The 19,151-nt window shown below is 59.8% G+C and carries 10 protein-coding genes and 1 pseudogene; 9 read left to right on the top strand and 2 right to left on the bottom strand.

What is annotated here, in order from left to right; all coding sequences use genetic code 11:
• The 9 genes from VB716_RS01070 to VB716_RS01110 form a co-directional block, all read left to right on the top strand.
• Window positions 1-1,343 (top strand): glycosyltransferase family 61 protein (locus VB716_RS01070; protein WP_323269495.1); only part of this gene is annotated, 1,343 nt, incomplete at its 5' end.
• A 107-nt stretch (window positions 1,344-1,450) separates the two neighbouring features.
• Window positions 1,451-2,215, top strand: coding sequence for a hypothetical protein (locus VB716_RS01075; protein WP_323269496.1), 765 nt, complete (start codon window positions 1,451-1,453; stop codon window positions 2,213-2,215).
• 156 nt (window positions 2,216-2,371) lie between these two features.
• Window positions 2,372-5,482 carry a hypothetical protein gene (locus VB716_RS01080; RefSeq protein ID WP_323269497.1) on the top strand — a complete coding sequence of 1,037 codons (3,111 nt, stop codon included), beginning with the start codon at window positions 2,372-2,374 and terminating at the stop codon, window positions 5,480-5,482.
• Between the two features lie 182 nt (window positions 5,483-5,664).
• On the top strand, window positions 5,665-6,450 hold the full coding sequence (locus VB716_RS01085) for a peptidylprolyl isomerase (protein WP_323269498.1): 786 nt from the start codon (window positions 5,665-5,667) through the stop codon (window positions 6,448-6,450).
• 3 nt (window positions 6,451-6,453) lie between these two features.
• Window positions 6,454-9,672 (top strand): peptidase domain-containing ABC transporter, encoded by a 3,219-nt coding sequence (locus VB716_RS01090; protein WP_323269500.1) that lies wholly within the window; start codon window positions 6,454-6,456, stop codon window positions 9,670-9,672.
• A gap of 55 nt (window positions 9,673-9,727) precedes the next feature.
• Window positions 9,728-11,197 carry an HlyD family efflux transporter periplasmic adaptor subunit gene (locus VB716_RS01095; RefSeq protein ID WP_323269501.1) on the top strand — a complete coding sequence of 490 codons (1,470 nt, stop codon included), beginning with the start codon at window positions 9,728-9,730 and terminating at the stop codon, window positions 11,195-11,197.
• Window positions 11,194-11,892, top strand: coding sequence for a tetratricopeptide repeat protein (locus tag VB716_RS01100; protein WP_323269502.1), 699 nt, complete (start codon window positions 11,194-11,196; stop codon window positions 11,890-11,892). The genes VB716_RS01095 and VB716_RS01100 overlap by 4 nt, the downstream gene beginning before the upstream one ends.
• Entirely contained in the window at window positions 11,883-13,784 is a 1,902-nt protein-coding gene (locus VB716_RS01105; RefSeq protein ID WP_323269503.1) for a glycosyltransferase, read from the top strand. Before VB716_RS01100 ends, VB716_RS01105 begins: the two co-directional genes overlap by 10 nt.
• A 119-nt stretch (window positions 13,785-13,903) precedes the next feature.
• Window positions 13,904-16,648 carry a hypothetical protein gene (locus VB716_RS01110; protein ID WP_323269504.1) on the top strand — a complete coding sequence of 915 codons (2,745 nt, stop codon included), beginning with the start codon at window positions 13,904-13,906 and terminating at the stop codon, window positions 16,646-16,648.
• On the opposite strand, the gene VB716_RS01115 is transcribed toward VB716_RS01110, so the two are convergent.
• Together VB716_RS01115 and VB716_RS01120 are read right to left on the bottom strand one after the other, a co-directional pair.
• Window positions 16,645-17,739, bottom strand: coding sequence for a glycosyltransferase (locus VB716_RS01115; RefSeq protein ID WP_323269505.1), 1,095 nt, complete (start codon window positions 17,737-17,739; stop codon window positions 16,645-16,647). The genes VB716_RS01110 and VB716_RS01115 overlap by 4 nt on opposite strands.
• A 1,287-nt stretch (window positions 17,740-19,026) precedes the next feature.
• Window positions 19,027-19,151: pseudogene (locus VB716_RS01120) on the bottom strand (photosystem II q(b) protein); the annotation flags it as partial.

Below are 19,151 nucleotides of genomic sequence, written 5' to 3' on the forward strand. Positions count from 1 at the left end.
CCCTGGCCCGGCTGGAGCGACACGACCATCCGCTCGGTGCGCGGGCCCTGGAGCAGCTGGCGGCGGCGGCTGAGCTGGCGGCGCCAGCCAGGCCGAACGCCCAGAAACCACCGCCACCGGCCATGCCCGCAACGGCGTTCTGGGAGCGCGAACAGGGGCTACCGGATCGCTGCCTGGGGCCGCACTGTTCGGCCTGTGCTGAACGCCTGCTGCAGGACTGGCGCCAGGAACCACTCGGACCCACCAGCCAGCGCTGGTATCCACCGAGCCAGCGGCAGGCCGATCCACCCTTTGGCGTGCATCGCCTCAGCGGCGGACGCTGCTGGATTCGCAGCCCCGCCAACCCCTGGCAGCTCACCCATGGGCTGGGGGTCGCCAACGGCAGCGGTGAACGGATGGCTGCGTTGTGCCGGCGCTACCCCCAACCCTGGCCAACCTGCCCGGAACCGCCGCAGAGCCTGGAGCCATGGCCGGTGGACCCACCGTTGCAGCTGCGGGGCAGGGTGCTGGCGGTGGCGGATCTCTCCGCCGAGAATCACTACCACTGGCTGGTGGATGCGGTGCCCCGGCTGGGGCGGGCCCTGGAGCAACTGGCAGACCAGGGATCCCTGCACGACCTGACGGTGTGGCACAACGGCGGCAGCGGACCGGTGGTGCGGGAATGCATGGTGGACCTGCTGGGCCTGCGGCCGGAGCAGCTGATCGATGCCCACCACCACCACCACATCCAGGCCGAGGAGCTGCTGGTGCCGGATTTCGCCGGTCGCTTTGCAGTGCCGGCTGCGGCAAGCGTGGCCTGGTGGCAGCGCACGCTCCAGCCGGTCGCTCCGCAGGATGGGCGGGTGCTGTGGTGGTGGCGCGGACCAGGCGGCTGGCGTCGACCCGTGTGGGGAGAAGCGGAGGCCCTGGCGCGATTCCAGGAGCTGATGCCCGAACAGGAGGTGGAGGTTGTGGATCCGGCCGGCATGAGCCTGAGGCAGCAGGCCGAGCGGATCGGATCGGCGGCACTGGTGGTGATGCCCCACGGCGCGGGGCTGGCCAACCTGCTCTTCGCCAGGAAGGGCTGCCGGGTGCTGGAGCTGTGCAGCAGGCGCTACTGTCCCCCCTACAGCCACGGTCTGGCGCAACACCTGCAGCTGGACCTGATCCGTTGCGAACAGGAGACGCTGACACCAAGGCTGTATCAGGGTTTACTTTACGAAGGACCAGCCCTGGAGCCGCTGAGACTGGACCCAGGCCCCGTGGCCGAAGCGATGCGCCAGAGCCTGCCCCACCACCACCCACCAGACCGGCAGTCTCAAGGCGGGACTAACGCAATTCAGGAAATCCCCAAGATTGTGTAGACCATGACAGAAAAATGGTCGCCAGATTAAGGCTTTGAAACACTGTGTCAGGCGCTCGATTCGGGGATAGCATTTGAGGCAAGCAGCGTCCCTACTGTCAGCCAGCCATGTCCTATGTGATCGACACGACCGGGCAGACGTACTTCTTCTGCGACGAGGAGATCCTCAGCGGCGGTTGCAATAACGTCATCAACGTCTCCGGCACCACAACCGTGATCGGCCTGGCCGAGAGTGGCCAGGGCGCGATCGTGGAGGCCTCCTTCGTCTGCGACGACGGGCCCAAGGTCTACGACTTCCAGAACGCCTACTGCAATCCAGACGACGTCGACTGCCGCGTCAACCTCGATGCGATCGTCAGCGGCGACTTTGAAGGCCCCGGCCAGACCATCCTCGAAGCCGCCGGTGGCCGGCGCGACGAGCAGGGCAACGTGATCGACAACGGCCAGATCCCCGCAGGAGGATTTGCCTACTACCTGGCCGGCGGCAACGGCAACGACAGCATCTCCGGGTCCCAGTGCAACGACTTCATTCGCGGCAATGGCGGCAATGACCTGATCAATGCCAACGCCGGCGATGACCTGGTGCGACCCGGAGCCGGCAACGACATCATCAAGCTCGGAGCCGGCAAAGACAACGTCTTTATGACTCCAGACGCATTAATCCGTCCCAATGGGGTGATCGAAACCAACACAATCCGGGATTTCAACACCGCCGAGGACAAACTGTCGTTCCGCGGAACCATGGACGAGTATGTGATCAGTGGCATCGGAACCAAAACCCTTGAGGTGAAATACAAAGACACCACCACTCTGATCGTGAGCGGCAACAACGGCACCGTCTTCAACAGCGACGACCTCAGCTTTATTGGTTGAGACGAGGCCGCAGGAGAATCCTCATGCAATCACGCAGCCCCCCGCCTGATTGAATCCAAATCCAAGATCACATGATGCCTTGACTGGATAAACTCCAACCACACGGCATCATCAGTTCAGCGCAACGTCAAAGACCACAACGCCTCCACAAAACCCATGGCCTTTTTCAATCCCGGCGCCAACGCCAGTGCTGATTCGCTGTTTATCAGTCTCGATAATTCCCCAACCACATCGATCGGAACGTTCACAGGTCAATACCTCACTGGGCAACTGGTTTATGACTCAAGTGGAAATTTAATAGACTTAGATGCCAATCAAACCATTGCCTCGTCTCTGCAGAATGAGCTTGGCTTTTCCGTAGCTTCTGAGTCAGTCAACCTGGGCGGGATCGGCATCCTGAACTCCAGCTTCGGGATTGGCACCAACGGCTCGATCAGCGTCTTCCAGCTTGGCTCCACGGAGGCCCGAACGACCAATGCTGCCAGTACGGGCAATGCCTACGCTGGCGCCGTTCAGAATCTGGACCAAGGGAACAGCGCCCTGTTGTTCTCGAATGCCGGCGGCGGCATCATCAACACCAACGGTTTCAATCCGGCTGCAAGCCCGATTAGCCCGGTAGCCTTCGGCGCCTATGGCAACAGCGACATCCTGATCGGTCGCCAAGGCCAGATCAATGTCTCGGTGGATAACGACGTCATCGCCTCGGCGTTGTCCAACCAGGGAATTGATGCATCCGGCGAAGACCTCGGCGATTGGGCCTTGGGTTCAGGCATCAATCCCCTTGGCGCGTTCAGCGACGTCCCCGGCGGTTCTGTTGCAGCAGCTGTAGCTGGGAACACTTACGGTATTTTTAACACCTCCATCTTTGTTGGCGGTGGCACCGGCTCCACCAACACGGTGGCTGCCAACCTCACAGGTGCCACATCGGCAACAGCCAAGGTTGGCGAGATCGATGCCAGTGACAACTTCACAGGCGGCAGGGGCAATGCGGTCGCGATCGCAGGCCTGGATCTGTTCTACAACGATCAATATTCTGCCATTTCCAGTGGCGGTTTCATTGACTCGAGCTCCAATCCCACTGGACCGATGGTCCTCAGCTTCGGGAGAGGCGCCAACACCGTGATCGGTCGGGCCGGGACTGGCCCTGGTACAGATCCGATCTTCGTTGGCGCCACGGCCCGAACCGGAATTGGCAATGCCAATGCGTTTTCCAGCGCCGATCAGTTTGGTGGTATCACCCAATCCGGCGTACTGGTAGACCCCAGCGGCACCTCTGCTCCCGGCCTGCAGATTAGGATTGCTGGCGACGGCACCGTTGAAGGTACATCGAAGGGCAATACCGATGCGATCGCCACAACGGGCCAGGGAAATGCCTTCGCCGTTACCCAGGTTGACGAAGTCTTCGGTATTGTTGACAACAACAATGTACTGAATTCCACTTTTGGGCCTGGAGGGTTTGGCAGCCAGAATCTCGGTGCAGGTTCTGCCGTTCTGATCGAAGGAGCTGGCAGCATTGCTGCAGGTGCATCGATCGACAGCAACGCGTTTGCCGCGTCAGACACGCTCGATCCGAGCGGCGGGATTGCCTATGCCCGGACCGACAACAGCTATGTCATCGGCTTGTCGCAAGGTGGCATTGTTGCGTCCGTCGACGCAAGCGGCAATCCCATCTCCATCACCCCCGGCATTGGCATTGGCGGTGACGGCAACCTGAGGATTTTCGCCGACAGCACGCAAACTGCTACGGCGATCAGCAACTTCAGCGGCAATGACCCAAGCGGCAACGTTGATCCGTTTGCAGCTTCCGCCATTGATGATGTCGTCGTTGGCATTCTGGATACTCAAATCCAGATCGGTGGCGATCTCACCGACATGCCCGTTGTGTCGCAGTTGAATGCGCAATCCAACGCATTCTCGCTCAGCGACATAGCCGAGGCCCTATCCGGTGAGGGCTCCGTCAACCTTGGCATCAGGGGGTCCGAATTGACCGTCGCTGGCGATGCCAACAGCAACATCTTTGTTGACCCGTCAGGCAACCGTGTCCGAGGGCCGATTACCGTCGATGCGCAATCCTCCTTTATCACCTTTGCCGGCACCTCCGGAAACGGACAGCCTTCGGATGCCGAAAGTGGCATCAACACCAGAACCGTTGGTATTGACGAATCGGCGATCGGGATCGGTGGTGATGGCAGAATCGTCAGCCAAGCGATCAACACCCTGAGTGCCACGGCTGGCGTCGTGTTCCCGGTTAGTGAGCAAGGCGTTGTTGACCAGGATCCCAGCGGAGTTCTTGGAGTTGCAACGTCAGATGCATACGCTGAAATCGGCAGCCAGTTCGATGCCCTCGGCACCTACCGTTCAGCTGGTATCAGCGATTCTACGATCATCATCGAGAAAGGTTCCTTACCAAACACTATTGGTGGTCCCATTCTCAATACCAGAGTTGAAGGTAACTCCCTGATCGAAGCGGATGCCTTTGCTACCACACAAGGTATCGATCCCGGTGCCACTGACGGTGCGGTGGCCTTCGTCGATCTGACCTCCGACGGTATTGATCTTTCAGGCAGCAATGATGCTACCGGTGAGGCTAGCGGTATCAAGATCAAGCAAGACGGCAACATTGCTGGTAACTCGCAGATCATTGGATCCAGTATCGCCGAAAATGGAGGTACGGGTCAGAATGGGTCTGGTTCCGATGCATTTGCCGTGGCCGACATCAACGCTGATGGTCTTGATCTTGGTGACGACGGAAACTACGCCGTCGTTGGCCAAAACGGTTCTATTTTCGGCATCAGCACTCTTGGCTCTGAGAACGATCCCTTCCTGGTTTCTGCTGAAGCAGTTGGCGGAGACGCCTTTGCCGAAGGTGCCTTTGAACTCTCTGGTATTGAACTCGGAACTGGTGCTTTGCTGAGCCCTGGTCAGCAGAGCGGCAACGTAGTGGGTCAGGTCTTCTCCGACACCCTGGTCACGGCTCAAGCCGACGATGGCGAAGCCTTTGCCAATTCGACTGTGTCGGGCATTGGCATCAATTCTCTATCTCCTCAAACCATTAATCTCGGCTCCGGCAACGTGACCGGCATCAGCCAGGTGTTCAACCAGGTGGAGGCCTTCAACGCCAATGGCACCGCGGTCGCTACGGCCAACACCGAAGCGTTCGGCATCAAGGATATGGCGATCAACTTCGCCGGTAATGGTTCCGTCTTTGCCAGCGCTGGTGGTAGCAGCATCGCGATCTCCGGTGTCACCCCCCCCCCCATCCCATGAGGGCGACGCTCTGAGAACCGATGGCTGGCTGACTCAATCTCAGCCAGCACGTTGATCCTTGCAAGCCAGGCTTCATGCCTGGCTTTTTTCTGGCTTTTTTGCAGAACGTCGTCTTCCAGTCACCCTTGGCCAGAAGGGGTAAATTGATCTGCACTGTTGACACCCATCCTGAGCCTCACGCGATGCAACTGGCCTGCAGTGATCTCGAACCGCTGCTCCGCGAAAGAATGCAGCAGATGCAGGCCAAACCCTTGCCGCAGCTGCTGCATGACCAGGGGTTGCTGCGTCAGTGGAGCCAGCAGCACCTGCTGGAACGGGTGCAGCAGAGCGTGGGATTCAGCGCCGAAGAAGCTCCGGCGGTGGTGCAACGCCTCTGGGATGGGATCGGCCAGCCTCCACCCGATTTCAACCTGGAGGGCCAGTGGCTCGACAGGGTGGATGCCAAACTGCAATCCACCTTGCAACAACGCTGGCAACAACTGCAACTACAGAAATGGCTGGAACTCAACTACGGCGAGGATGTGGAAAGCCACTTCCTGGCCCGGCGTGAATCCCTTGAAAAAATTGTCTACGGGGCGATTCGCGTCGCCTCGGTCGGCCTGGCCGATGAGATCTATCTCCGCCTGATCGGCGGAGAAGAGAGCTTTGCCGCCCTGGCCCTGCAGTTTTCCCTGGGTGAAGAGCGCTACACCCACGGCCTGGTGGGCCCGATCACCGTCGACAAGCCCCATCCCAGCATCCGCCAGGTGCTGCAGACCCTGGCGGTGGGGGATGTGCATCCACCCCTGCCGCTGAACCGCTGGTACGTCATCCTCCAACTGGAGCATCGCGAGCCAGCCCGCCTCGATGAGGCGACCCGGTTTCAGCTGCTGCAGGAACTGTTTGAACGCGACCTTAATGCCCAGCTCGATCAGACGCTCGACGAGCTGCTGCCACGCCTGCTGACCACCACCGCTTCCGAGGGCTGAGCCATGTCCGAGACCATCTCGATGCAGGAGTTACTGGCACGGCTGATCCTGTTCGCCGGCCTGCCGGAGCCGATGCTGCAGCAGCTCGCCTCGGCGGCCCGGGTGCTGCGCTTCCAGTTGGGCCAGCCGCTCTCGAGGCCTGATTGCGTCAGCGACCACATCTATGTGGTGTTGGAAGGACAGGTGCGCTCGGTGGTGCAGTCACCACGGCTGCCGAAACGGGTGGCCACCCTCGAACGCCTGGGCGTGGGCAGCGTGCTCTGCCTCAGTGGTCTCACCAGTGGCCGTCCCGGTGGCTGGGAAACGCTGATCGCCTCCACCGAAACAGTGGTGCTGGCCCTCCCCCACGCCCTGCTGCGCCAGGTGATGCAGGCCCATGCCCCCCTGGGAGACCGGATCAACCGGGTCCTCAGCCCGGCTGAGCTGTTCGCCGTTCTGGATGCCTATCTGCGCGATTATCCACGCGCCCTGGAACAGGAGGTGGTTGCCGCTGCGCTGCAACTGGCGCCCACCTGCTATGTGCGCTACCTCGATCCGCAGGATCCCGTGGTGCAGCAATTGCCCCAGGATCGCCTCTGGCTGGTGACCGGCGGCGCATTGCCTCTGGCCACGGTGCTGCCGATCGCCGATCCCCCGCCTGCCGCCGATCCAGCCGCTGTCGAGGCCCCAGTTCCAGCTCCTGCCTCTGGAAACAGTGCCTCTGGAGACAGTGCCTCCGCAGGGAGCACAGCCACCGAAGCGGCGGCCGCCGCAGCCCCACCCCGTGTGGTCCGCGCGGTGGGCATCGATCAGGCCGCCCTCGAGGCCATCCTCGAACCGAAACCGGAGGCCCACGCGGATTCGGGATCGGCAACCTCCGCCCAGGATGGCGCCGCCCTCTCGCTGAGCCGCTGGCAGGAGCACCTGCGCATTCAGGATGCGTCCACGATTCCAGAGGCTGACTTTCTCGAGGCATTCGAGGCCGAGGAGCCCCTGGATGTGGAGCGTCAGCCACCTGAGGCTTTCCCCTGGTATCGCGGCGTCGGCCCGCTCGAATCGCCGATTGCGGCCTTCCGCATGCTCAGCGACTTCCTCGGCCTTCCCTTCCGCAAGGAACTGATGCAGCGCGTGTTCAGCGATCAGGTCAAACGTCATGGTGAAGCGTCGCTCGCCCTGACCGGTGCCGTTGCCGAATCGATCGGCCTGCAGACCCAGCTGCTCGAAATCAAGGCGGATTCCCTGCCCCGCCTCACCTGCCCCCTGATGGTGCGCTGGGGCAATGGGCTGGCGGTGATCTATCGCATCCGCGCCAAGCAGATCGTGCTGGGCATCCCGGCCAGCGGCAACGTCGAGATCAGCCTCGACGACTTCAAGGAGCAGTGGGGATCGGAGGGGGAAGTGATCACCCTGGCGGTGAATGAATTCACCCCCAAGCGCAAGTTCGGCTTCCGCTGGTTCCTGCCGGCCCTGCGCCAGCATCGCGCCGTGCTGATTGAGGTGTTGCTGGCCAGCTTCTTTGTGCAACTGTTCGGCCTGGTCAACCCGCTGCTGATTCAGCAGATCATCGACAAGGTGATCATCAACAACAGTTCCTCCGCCCTCGGCTTGCTGGGATCTCTGCTGGTGGTCTTCGCGATTTTCGAAGGGTTGCTGCTCTGTTTACGCACCTTCCTCTTCATCGACACCACCAATCGCATCGACCTGGCCCTTGGCACCCGGATCATTGATCACCTGCTGCGCCTGCCCCTCAAATATTTCGACCGCCGACCGGTGGGGGAGATCAGCAACCGGATCGGTGAGCTGGAAAAGGTGCGGGGCTTTCTGACGGGCACAGCGCTCACCACCATCCTCGATGCGATCTTCGCGCTTCTCTATGTGGTGGTGATGCTCATCTACAGCTGGCAGCTCACCCTGCTTACCCTGTCTGTGATTCCCGTTCTGGTCGTGCTCACCCTGGCGGTCTCGCCGATGGTGCGCAGCCAGCTGCAGAGCCGCGCCGTGGCCAATGCCCGCACCCAGAGCCACCTGGTGGAAGTGCTGGGCAGCATGATGACGGTGAAAGCCCAGAACATCGAGCTGCGCAGCCGCTGGAAGTGGCAGGATCTGTATACCGATTTCGTGGCGGAAGGCTTCGACAACACCCTGCTCAGCACAACGGCCGGCACCTTCAGCGCCTTTCTCAACAAGCTCTCCAGCCTGCTGGTGATCTGGGGAGGGGCGGCACTGGTGCTGAAAGGCGATCTCACCCTGGGGGAACTGATCGCCTTCCGCATCATCTCCGGCTACGTCACCCAGCCGCTGCTGCGCATGACCTCCGTATGGCAGAGCGTTCAGGAAACCGCCCTCTCGCTCGAACGCCTGAGCGACATCATCGACACGCCCCAGGAGGCCCCGGAAGACAACGCCAGCCGGATCGTGATGCCATCGATCGAGGGACGGGTCGATTTCCAGAATGTCGAGTTCCGTTACCAGAATTCGGCTCCGCTGATGCTGAATGGTGTCAATCTCTCCATCCCCAAAGGTGCCTTCGTGGCGATCGTGGGCACCAGCGGTTCCGGCAAGAGCACCCTGACCAAGCTTCTGGCCCGCCTATATTCACCAGAGAAAGGCGCCGTTCTGATCGATGGCGTTGACATCAACAAAGTTGAGCTCTATTCCCTCCGTCGCCAGCTCGGCATCGTTCCCCAGGATACGGTTCTCTTTGATGGCACCCTCGAAGAGAACATCACCCTGACCAATCCCGAAGCCTCCAGCGAAGAAATCATCCAGGCTGCCACCGTGGCGGCGGCCCATGACTTCATCATGGCACTACCAGCAGGCTATTCCAACCAGGTGGGAGAACGGGGCAGCAGCCTCTCGGGAGGTCAGCGTCAGCGCATCGCAATTGCCCGCACCATCCTGCAGAAGCCGAAGATGCTGATCATGGACGAAGCAACCTCAGCGCTCGACTATCAGACCGAACGCGTTGTCTGCGAAAACCTGATGCAGTCTTTACGTCACTGCACCGTGCTGTTCATCACGCACCGCCTCACATCCATTGTCAATGCCGACATGATTGTCTGCATGGGCAACGGTTCCATCCTTGAAGTTGGCAAACATGAGCAGTTGATGGCCAATCGTGGTCCTTACTATGCTCTCTTCATGCAACAAGGAGCCCGGGGCAGCTCCTCGTCCTCGTCTTCGTCCTATCGTCCTGTTGATCCAGCCCAGGCGACCTACGCCCTCGGTGCTTCTAGGGCCTGACGTCCACCACTGCTGAACTTCTCACCCAGACATCCACTCCTTCCCTGCTCAGGCGATGGCCTCCTCCTCCAAATCCGGCGCATCCTCCGCCAGTCAGGTCCAACCGGTAGGGGCTCACGCCCCCAGTGGAACCGTTTTCGCCAACCAGAGCGATGGCGAAGTGGTGATTCCAGGGCTGCGGTCGACCGCAGACAGCCTTCTCACCAACCAGCCGGAGTCCAGCGCCGTTGTCGCCCCTTCGCGTGATGCCCCCTATGTCCGCCGGCATCGCCAGCGACGCACCACCTTGCCCCGCAGCACGCGCGGCTGGAGCCGGGCGATTGTCTGGAGTCTGATCGGTGTGACCGGCGTGGGCGTTCTCTACGGCATGTTCGGCCGGATCGACCGCACCGTGAACGCCACGGGCACCTTGCGGCCCGTGGGCGGGGTGACGGCGGTGAGCTCCCCGGTCAGCACGGTGGTCGAACAGGTGCTCGTCAAAGGCGGCGATGTGGTGAAAGAGGGTGATCCCCTGCTGATTTTCGATCAAGGGTCGCTGAAGCAGCAACGCAATCAACTGATCAGCCAGAAGAAGATCTGGACCAAGGAAAAAGTCTTGCTGGCCGTTCAGCTGGGCATTCCTGTCGATCCTCAGATCAGTGCCGAAGCCCAACGGGAGCTGGACATCAACACCCATGAGGTGAATCTCCGCAGCCGAGGAGCCACAGCAGAACGGGAGCGCTCCCGTATCACGATTCGTCAACAGGAAGACAACCTCGCTGCCCTGCGTCAGAAATACGCGATCAACGAAGGCATTGCCGACCGCATGAGAGGGCTGATTGCCCAGGGGGCCATGGCCAAGCTTGAACTGGATCGCCAGGAAGAACGGCAGATCGAGCTGCTCAGCACGATCAAACGAACAGAAAAGGAAATCGAAGCTGATCGTCAGCGCCTGGTCCAGAGCACCGTTCAGGAAGAACAGGTGCCTGTCGCCAACCTCAAGAAACTCTATGCCGAGTACGACAACGCCCAGCAACAGCTCAGCGATATCACGAACCGCCTGATCGATACGGAAGAGCGACTCCGTCTCGGCAAGCTACTGGCGCCTGTGTCTGGCAAAGTCTTCGATATTTCCGTCAAGCCCGGTGAGGTGCCACGAGGAGACAAGCCTCTGATGAAAATCGTTCCGCAGGGATCCCTGGAAGCCGAACTGAAGATTTCCAACCTCGACATCGGCCACCTCGATGTGGGAATGCCGGTGGATGTGCGGGTGAATTCCTTTCCATTCACCGAATACGGTGCCCTCGAGGGCAAACTGGCCAGCATCGGCGCTGACTCCAAAGAAGCCACCCAGGAGGTTCCGATGGAGCACTTCATCGCCGTGGCCAAACTCGATGGAGACAGCCTCACCAAAGACGGTAAAACCTACAATCTCAGACCTGGCATGGCCGTCACCGGCCTGATCCAGATGGGCACCCGACCGGCAATCTCCCTGATCAGCGACCGCTTCAAGTCGTTCATGGATGCGCCCAACACCATCCGTTGAGCATCCAGGCCTGGCTGGTTTTTGCACAGCAGGCGTTGAACGACGGCAAGTGGGCCTGTGCGGAAGGATCCCTGCGCCGGATTCTGTTGCAGGCACCCGAATCCCCTGAGTTTCTCGACCTGCTTGGTTATGCCTTGTTGATGCAGGGAGCCGCCGCCGCCGCAGAGCAGGTGCTGCGACGGGCCATCGACGCTGGCGGCTCTCAGTTCTGGACCCCGCACAAACTTGGCGATGCGCTGCGCGCCCAGCAGCGATGGACCGATGCGGCGGCGGCCTATGAACAAGCCCTCGCCTGGGGAAGCGACAGCGACCTCACCGTGCGCAATCTGCTCCATGTTCTCGCCGCCAAGGGTGGTGAATCCGTGTTCCTCAGGCTCGAGGCGTTCGCCGCTTCGATGACGCGGCCGCTCCCCTGGCAGGAGCCCATGGCCTGGCAGAGGGGAGCCATCGCCACCACCTTGACCCTCGGCCGGGCGGACCTGGCCGCATGGTTATGTGCTCAGGGATGTGCAGAGTCCGCCATCCGTCGCCTGGCCTATGGCGAAGCACTGGCCCAACTGAATCTCGATGCAGCCCTGGCCTTGCTCCATCAAGCCGCCGCCGGGCCGTCTGTGCAGGAGCCGCCGCACCCCCGGGAACAGGCCCTGCACCAGCGGATCAGGATGCTGCTCGCCGGCTGTGACCCATGCCCGTGATGCTCGATTCCCTGCTGGAGAACGCCAGGCTGGCCCTGGAGAGGGGGGATCTGAACGACGCCGAGACCCTGCTGCAGCGTTGTCTGCAACTCGAGCCCGATCACGGCGCCGCCCACCACCTGCTGGGCAAGACCCTGCTGGCGATGGGCAGACCGGAGGAGGCGCTGCACCACCAGCGATGCAGTTGTCGCTGTGATCCAGCCTTGGGCTGGAACTGGTTTGCCGCAGCCGAGCTCCTGCAGCGGAAGCAACGCTGGCGAGAGGCGGCCGATCATCTGCAGCGGGCCGCCGATGCCCTGCCCACTGAGCAACCGTGGATCGAGGATCTGGCCCGCCAGACCTGGCTGCGGTACCACTGCGGCGGCGAGGACCTGTCCCGGGGACTGGGGCCTGCGGCCTATCAGTACTGGATTCAGTATCGGGAACCGCGCCTGCCGGATCCGGCAGTCCCCCTGCTGGATCCGTGGTGGCAACCGGAACCCCTGAAGGAATGGCCGAGGGATGGCTGGCTGCTGCTGCTGGGAGACCAGTGCCGCCTGCGGCCAGGGGCCCTGCAGGCGGTGGAGCAGTGGCTGGCCGAGCAGGACGGCAAGGCGACGCCACACCTGATCTATGCCGATGAAGACAGGCTTTCAGACGATGGCTCTCGCCTGGATCCCTGGTTCAAACCCGGCTGGTGCGACGACAGTTTCTGGGGCACGCCCTGGCTGGATTCCTTCAGCGCCTGGAGCATCCCCTGGCTGCGGGATCGGCAGCTGCCCCTGCCGCCCGGCGATCCGCGGCTGCGCTTTCGCTGGATTCTGAACGCACTGCACCAGAAGCCTGCGATCGCCCACGTTGCTCAGGTTCTGGTCCATGGACCACCAGGCCCGATCCCAGCGGCGGAGTGCTGGGATCGGGCGGCTGCTCTGCGGGATCACCTGGAGGCAGGCCAGGAAGCCATCAAGACCGTGGAACCCATGGGGGCTGCGGGGTTTCGATTGCAGTGGGCACTGCCGCCCAGGCTGAGCTGCGAGGTGATCATTCCAACCCGTGACCGCGCGGAGCTGCTGGAGCCATGCCTGCAACGCCTCTGGGACACCACAAGCCACCTCCACTGCAGGGTCACCATTGTCGACAATGGCTCCCAAGAGCCGGCAACCCAGACCCTCCTTGCCGACTGGACAGCCCGACTGGGCCCAGGCTTGCGGGTGATGGCCGATCCAGGCCCGTTCAACTGGAGTCGCCTCAATAACCGCGCCGCCCGCCCCAGCCAGGCCGACCTGTTGCTCTTCATGAACAACGATGTGGAAGCGATCCGACCCGGCTGGCTCGAGGCCATGGCCGGCCAGGCCCTGCGCCCCGCCATCGGCTGTGTGGGTGCGGTGCTCACCTATCCCGATGGCAGCCTCCAGCATGCGGGCATTGTGGTGGGGATGGCAGGCGGCGCCGACCATGCCTACCGCGGTCTTGGGGTGGAGCATCCCGTCCATCGAGGCCGCAGCCGCTTTCTCACGAACTGGGGCGCGGTGACCGGGGCCTGCCTGATGGTGCGACGCGAGCTGTTTCTCCGCCACGGCGGCTTCGACGAACGGCTTCCCGTGGAATTCAACGATGTGGACTTCTGTCTGCGCCTCGATGCGGTTGGCTACCGCCATGTGGTGACTCCAGAGGCTGTCCTTCTCCACCGCGAGAGCCAGAGCCGTGACGCCCAGGGCAGCACAACGGCTGCCGCCGCCCTCGAACGCGTGCGTCGGCGCTGGAAAGCTCGTCTCCATGCCACCAGTCCCTGGTGGCCTGCCGCCTCGGCGCGAAACTGTGCCGATGGCCGCCCCCGGGAGTTCTGCCCTCCAGGCTGGTGGCTCGGGGATCGCATGGTCGGCCCCCAGGGCCAGCCCTGGGGAAGCTCCTAGCCCATGGCCCCCCGAGCCAGAAGCCAAACCGACACATCCCGAAATATCGTGGTCGACCTCGGAGTTCGGGGGTAACTTGGTCGAACGGGTCAACCCATCCTGAAGCACGCAAGAATTCGATGGACTCAAGCATCAGCGAATTCCAGGACGCTCTCTCCCTGAAGCGCGATGGCCGCAGAGTATCTCTTGAAGGAATCTTAACCGGGTCTGCCCTGGGGCTGTTTCTCGTCTACACCCTCAAGGACACGCAGATTCCGCTGGCACAGATTGATATCGGTTCAAGTGATGAGTGGCTCCGAACTGGTGAATTTGAGCCCATTGCCATCGGGAAAGCTAGCGGGCCCGTCGTTGCCCCCGCAGACCAACTCAAAACAGCAGGAGATTCTGCAAATCAGAATCCAGATTTGCTCAATTTATCCCCACTGAATCTGGGGAGTGGGATCAGCGTTCAGGGGGGCTTTGCCGGTGCAAACTTTTTCCCGTCTCCCCTGACTCAAGCCAGTCTTCAGTCTTCAACCGAAGATGGCCTGCCTGCCATTGGTGAATTCGGTGCAACCACGTCCGGACGGATCGGTAGCAGCTCAGGTGGCGGTGGCAGTGGTGGTGCTGCCTCCCTCAGCGCCAGCGGACTAGACACCCTCAACGACTTTTTGCGGGGCAATTCTTCTCGCAACCGCTCCAGCGATTCAACGGCGACCAATCCGCTCCAGCCTAACCAGCCAAGCCGTCCGCTTTTTGGCCAAGAGCCTCCGTCGCGGGGATTGGATTCCAATTATTTTCAACCCAATGAACTGAGTGCATCAACGACCCTGATCAATGATCGCTCATTCGGCAACTCAGATCTCAATCCATCCCGCCCAATCAATGTAGGTCTCGAATCTCCCGCAGAAGTCCTCCCCCCACCCAAGGTTTTACTGGTTCAGGTCAATACCGGGACCGACGCCGTTGCCTCCTCTGTGTTTGACGGGGCGTCGTCAACCTCACAGATCAATCAGGCCGCTCTTGACGGCGTTACGCTCGACCTGCGGGGATCAGATATTGATCATCTTGTGGTTGTATCTAACCAAGAGGTCAATCCAGTAGCGAAGAGCACGTTTACCCCTGTTCAGTTGGAGATTCTGTCTTCCAACATCGCTGCTCTGAACAGCAGTCTGACCGGCGGCGCCGATACTGACGTCTTCTTGATCCAGGCGAGCGATCTCTTCAAGTCGGTCATGGAGGGCACAGGCGGCAGCACCGCCACCGCATCAATCCAGACCATCGCCATGCAGGCCAGCGAACTGGTCAGCAACCTGCAGCCCACAATTGTTGGAGCCCAGGCCACCACTGGATTCGAATTTTTTGGACTGACCGATCTGCAAACAACAAGCCTGAATTTTGACCTGCTGACGCAGGCCGTGGCGGACAGCACAATCAGACTTGGAGACTGGGGCGATACTGTAGAGATCATCAGCACAATTGGGAATGCTGATTCCACTGAGATTGTCCTGGAGCATTCGGGATTCCTCTCCCCATCCAGCTTCCTCAATTCGGCTGATGCTCCTCAAGGAGTCTTCAATCTCAATGCACGTGCAATCGGGCTTTCCAATAGTCTTCTCGACACCGCTGGAGGAAACGACAATCTCTTTGTCTCCTCCCATGTTCATCTGGATGGTTCGGTTTCCGAAGGCGATCAATCCAAGCTTGCGATTGGTGGCCAGCTCCAGTCCATAGCCCTGTTGGATTCCCAGATTCTGCTTGGCGACGGAAACGATACCGCCATTCTCGATGGTGCAGTTGTTGATTCCTTGATTGACCTTGGCAATGGTTTCAATCAGTTGGTCACTGGCGGATCCATGCTGGATTCGACCATCAGGAGTGGGGCAGGAACCAGCCTGATTGATCTTGCCAATGCCGAGAATTCCTTGACTCTGGACAGCCAAGGTGCAGTCAGGCTGCGGGGAGGCAATCAATCGGACAACATCACACTCTCCAGTCTGCCGATCATTGCCGAGATCGATGGCCAAGCCGGGCTTGATCAAGCCACGATCGACACGCCTTCTGGGGTTCAGCTGCTGATTAACGGTAACAATGCCGCTGTTGTTGCTGGAGTATCGCTTACCAACATTGAGTCGATCAAGCTCGGCAACGGTGATGACAGCATTGTCATGTCGTCAACCGGAAGCCTGGATGGATCTCTTGACGGCGGCGACGGTTTTGACCTGCTTGATTTCAGCAATCGCAGTCAATCAGTGGTCGTTGACCTTGATGCCGGTATTGCAAGTGGGATTGGCAGTGCAACCCCTGGCGCACTCACCAATATCGAAGCCGTCATCGGCACCAATCAATCGGACCAGTTCGCGGTCTCCTCAAAGCCCGGCCAATACATTGACGCAGGCGCAGGCGAAGACATGATCTATCTGCGTTGGACTCCCTGGGCGGAAGCAGATGACACTCCCTCCTCCGAGGTACTTGGTGGAGCCGGCAAGGACACGTTTATTGTTGGCAGTGGGTTTGACACTAGCCCGGTCAATATCTTCGAGCTCCCCGACATTCAATTCAATATGGGCATTAATGGTACGTACGGCCTTAGTGACAGGATAAGGTTTGGCTCAACAATCCTAACCGCTTCGGACGCCAGCGGCATTGGCAATGCAACTCTATTGCCGATTGCCCCCTTGGAGACATTGCTGATGGGCGCAGATTCCTATGGTTCAGATTTTAGTCAGTTGGCGATTGATTATTCGCCATTGCAATCGAGCAGTGCATCAATGATCAACCTAAGCCGTAGCTCAGGATTCACAAGCTTCTCTCAAATTGCAAGTCTATCTCGCTTCAACGCATCCAGTTCGTCCTCATTTGAGAGTAACTTCTCGTTTGGCTAACGCAATCTAGATCGCTCATCAATTTGTCCCTCCAAGACCCGAAACGGGTTCTCCAGTGGCAGGCTCCCGATCAGTTCGGCACGCCCTGCCTGTGCCAGCAAGCAACCTAGACGTTGTTTCACAATTTTTCCCAAACGCTCAGGGGCAAGCAGACGCTGAACGGCTTGACGACCCGATTGACTCAGCCTGAACAGGACATCAGGGTCTGTCGACAGCGCACGAAGATAAGTAGCTGCTTGGTCAATGTTCGGCTCTCCCCAGAATGAGCCACAACGATAATCACCCTCTGAGCAAAGAATAGGCACAAGGTCAGCATCAACCAAGGCCGAACTACCGGGCGGCATGAAGTCAAGGTTTCCCGAATATCCCGTTGCCACAACGGCAATGCCCGCCGCCATCGCTTCTGCCATTGCCAAACCAAAGCCTTCGGCACGGTGGAGATGGATCATCACATCACTGTTGATCAGAAGTTGATCCAGCTGTTCACGGGTTAGATGCGCATCAATCAATTGAATTCGGGAATCATGTGATATTCGCTGCCGCAATGATGCAAGCTCTTGAGGGAACTGCGAGCCACTGCCTACTTTGAGCACAAGCCGCGCATCAGGAAACCTATGGTCAGCAGCCTGACGGGAAGGGAAAGCCTGCTGAAAAGCGTCAATCACGCCATAGGGATTTTTACGCCCAACCGTGCTCCATAAATCAAACAGATAGACACAGACAAAATCCGCAGTCGATCTCTGGCGCTTCAAGACCTGGCGTTGCCTGTGGATGGCATCGGCACGCGCCCAATCAATCAGATGAGGCAACGGCGTCACAGGGATCGGACTGCGCAGCCCAAGACTCGTGGCCGAAAAGCTGGAAGGACACCAGAGCTGATCCAGACCGATGAATCCAGACTCCCAGCCACTGGGAAAGTCTTCGAGCTCCCATGCCCAGAAGCCAATGCGCAATGGAGCCTTGAGCTGCAGACGCTCCGCCAGACCGTCCGTTTGGCGGAGAACATTGGGATTGGTATGAATCAGATCCACCGCTGCCGGGAGGATTTCAGCAGCTGGCCGAGTTGGCTGATCATTCACATGGGTGGCCAAGGGCAAATCATGCACTTGGACCCGCACACCCGCTGCCTGGAGGCTGCGCATCGTACAGCGCGCCCCTTCCCCAAGCCCGAAGCCACCACTGAGATGCCCCCAGAGATTGACAGTGAGCTGCCGCTGGACCAGCGCGCTCATGGATACACCAGGCAGCATGATGAAAGCCATGCTAATTTACGGCTTCAGGATCTGCCCAAGAAGATCAGAAGTGTCATCCAATCCCTGCAGACACATTGAGCTGACTCCTACAGAAGCCAAAATTCTTGAGGAGCTTGTGGGGCGATACGAAGCAAGTATCCTCGGCGAGATAGGCGTCTGCACAGACCATAATGAGCTCTTTAACCTTCGGCTTCTCTCTTCCTTGCTTGCAGATATACGCGATAAATTCCATCCGAGTCAATGGATAACGGCATCCTGCGCCAACTGCGGGACAGAGTACATCTGCTCCGACAGCAGCAATCGTTTCTGCTCAGAGAAATGTCGTCGTCGCTTCGAGAGGTTAGCCAAAAAGGCGATCAAGAATATCTCTTCACTCTAAGCACTGAACCAACTTTATCGCGCACCAGCATACTTGGCGGCAACGTTCTTGGCTGAGAAGACTTACTTTTTTCCTGATGGCAAAAGAGTATTGACGACTCCATAAATCTTGTCGTCCATGTCGCTGGTTTTGCTTCTCTTCCTGGGCCTGGCGGCAGTTCTGTTAGGGCTGATCCTGTCCTATGGCGCCTGGATCATGACCTGGTGGATCCTGGACCACTGGACCGAAGCGGCAAGGGTCAAGATCCGAGCAGAGCGACTCCGTCGTGATGCTGAAGCCTATGCCCGTGCCGCCGCAACAGCGCAGCAAGCCAACCGAGCCAGAGCCAGACGAGCAAGCATCAGGGTTGGCGAAGTCTTTGATCTGGATGGCAAGCGAATCGCCCTGACCCTTGATCAGCTGTCAACCTTTCGAACGCGCTGTTGCCTCGAGCTCGACCTGAATCCGAGTACCTCCTGGAGCGAGATTCGACAGCAGTGGCGTCGTCGCAGCATGGCCTGGCATCCGGATCATGGCGGATCACTGGATGTCTGGCTGCGAAAACAGAGGGCCTACGAAGCCCTGGCTCAGCTCAACCGTTGGCAGAGCAAGCAACCCCATTGACAGGGATCCGTACGTTCAGTCTGTTGAGCTCGTGATCCAGAATTCAGTGGATCGATTCACAGGAATTAAAAAAGCCCTTCTCCTGAGGAGAAGGGCCAAAAGACGATCGATGATTCGAACGCCTGTTGGATTGAGGCTTAGCCTCAGCCGATCGAAGGAGCCATCAGAGCCACGGGGGTGGCTTCAGCGGCGGCCAGATCGAGCGGGAAGTTGTGAGCGTTGCGCTCGTGCATCACTTCCATGCCCAGACCAGCGCGGTTCAGCACAT

The sequence above is a fragment of the Synechococcus sp. CCY9201 genome (genome assembly GCF_034931105.1).
Lineage (GTDB): Bacteria > Cyanobacteriota > Cyanobacteriia > PCC-6307 > Cyanobiaceae > CBW1002.

What these genes read in the sequence shown, in the direction of transcription:
- VB716_RS01105 (WP_323269503.1), top strand. Translation starts at nt 11,883, where the DNA reads ATGCCCGTGATGCTCGATTCCCTGCTGGAGAACGCCAGGCTGGCCCTG.
- VB716_RS01110 (WP_323269504.1), top strand. Translation starts at nt 13,904, where the DNA reads ATGGACTCAAGCATCAGCGAATTCCAGGACGCTCTCTCCCTGAAGCGC.
- VB716_RS01085 (WP_323269498.1), top strand. Translation starts at nt 5,665, where the DNA reads ATGCAACTGGCCTGCAGTGATCTCGAACCGCTGCTCCGCGAAAGAATG.
- VB716_RS01080 (WP_323269497.1), top strand. Translation starts at nt 2,372, where the DNA reads ATGGCCTTTTTCAATCCCGGCGCCAACGCCAGTGCTGATTCGCTGTTT.
- VB716_RS01095 (WP_323269501.1), top strand. Translation starts at nt 9,728, where the DNA reads ATGGCCTCCTCCTCCAAATCCGGCGCATCCTCCGCCAGTCAGGTCCAA.
- VB716_RS01075 (WP_323269496.1), top strand. Translation starts at nt 1,451, where the DNA reads ATGTCCTATGTGATCGACACGACCGGGCAGACGTACTTCTTCTGCGAC.
- VB716_RS01090 (WP_323269500.1), top strand. Translation starts at nt 6,454, where the DNA reads ATGTCCGAGACCATCTCGATGCAGGAGTTACTGGCACGGCTGATCCTG.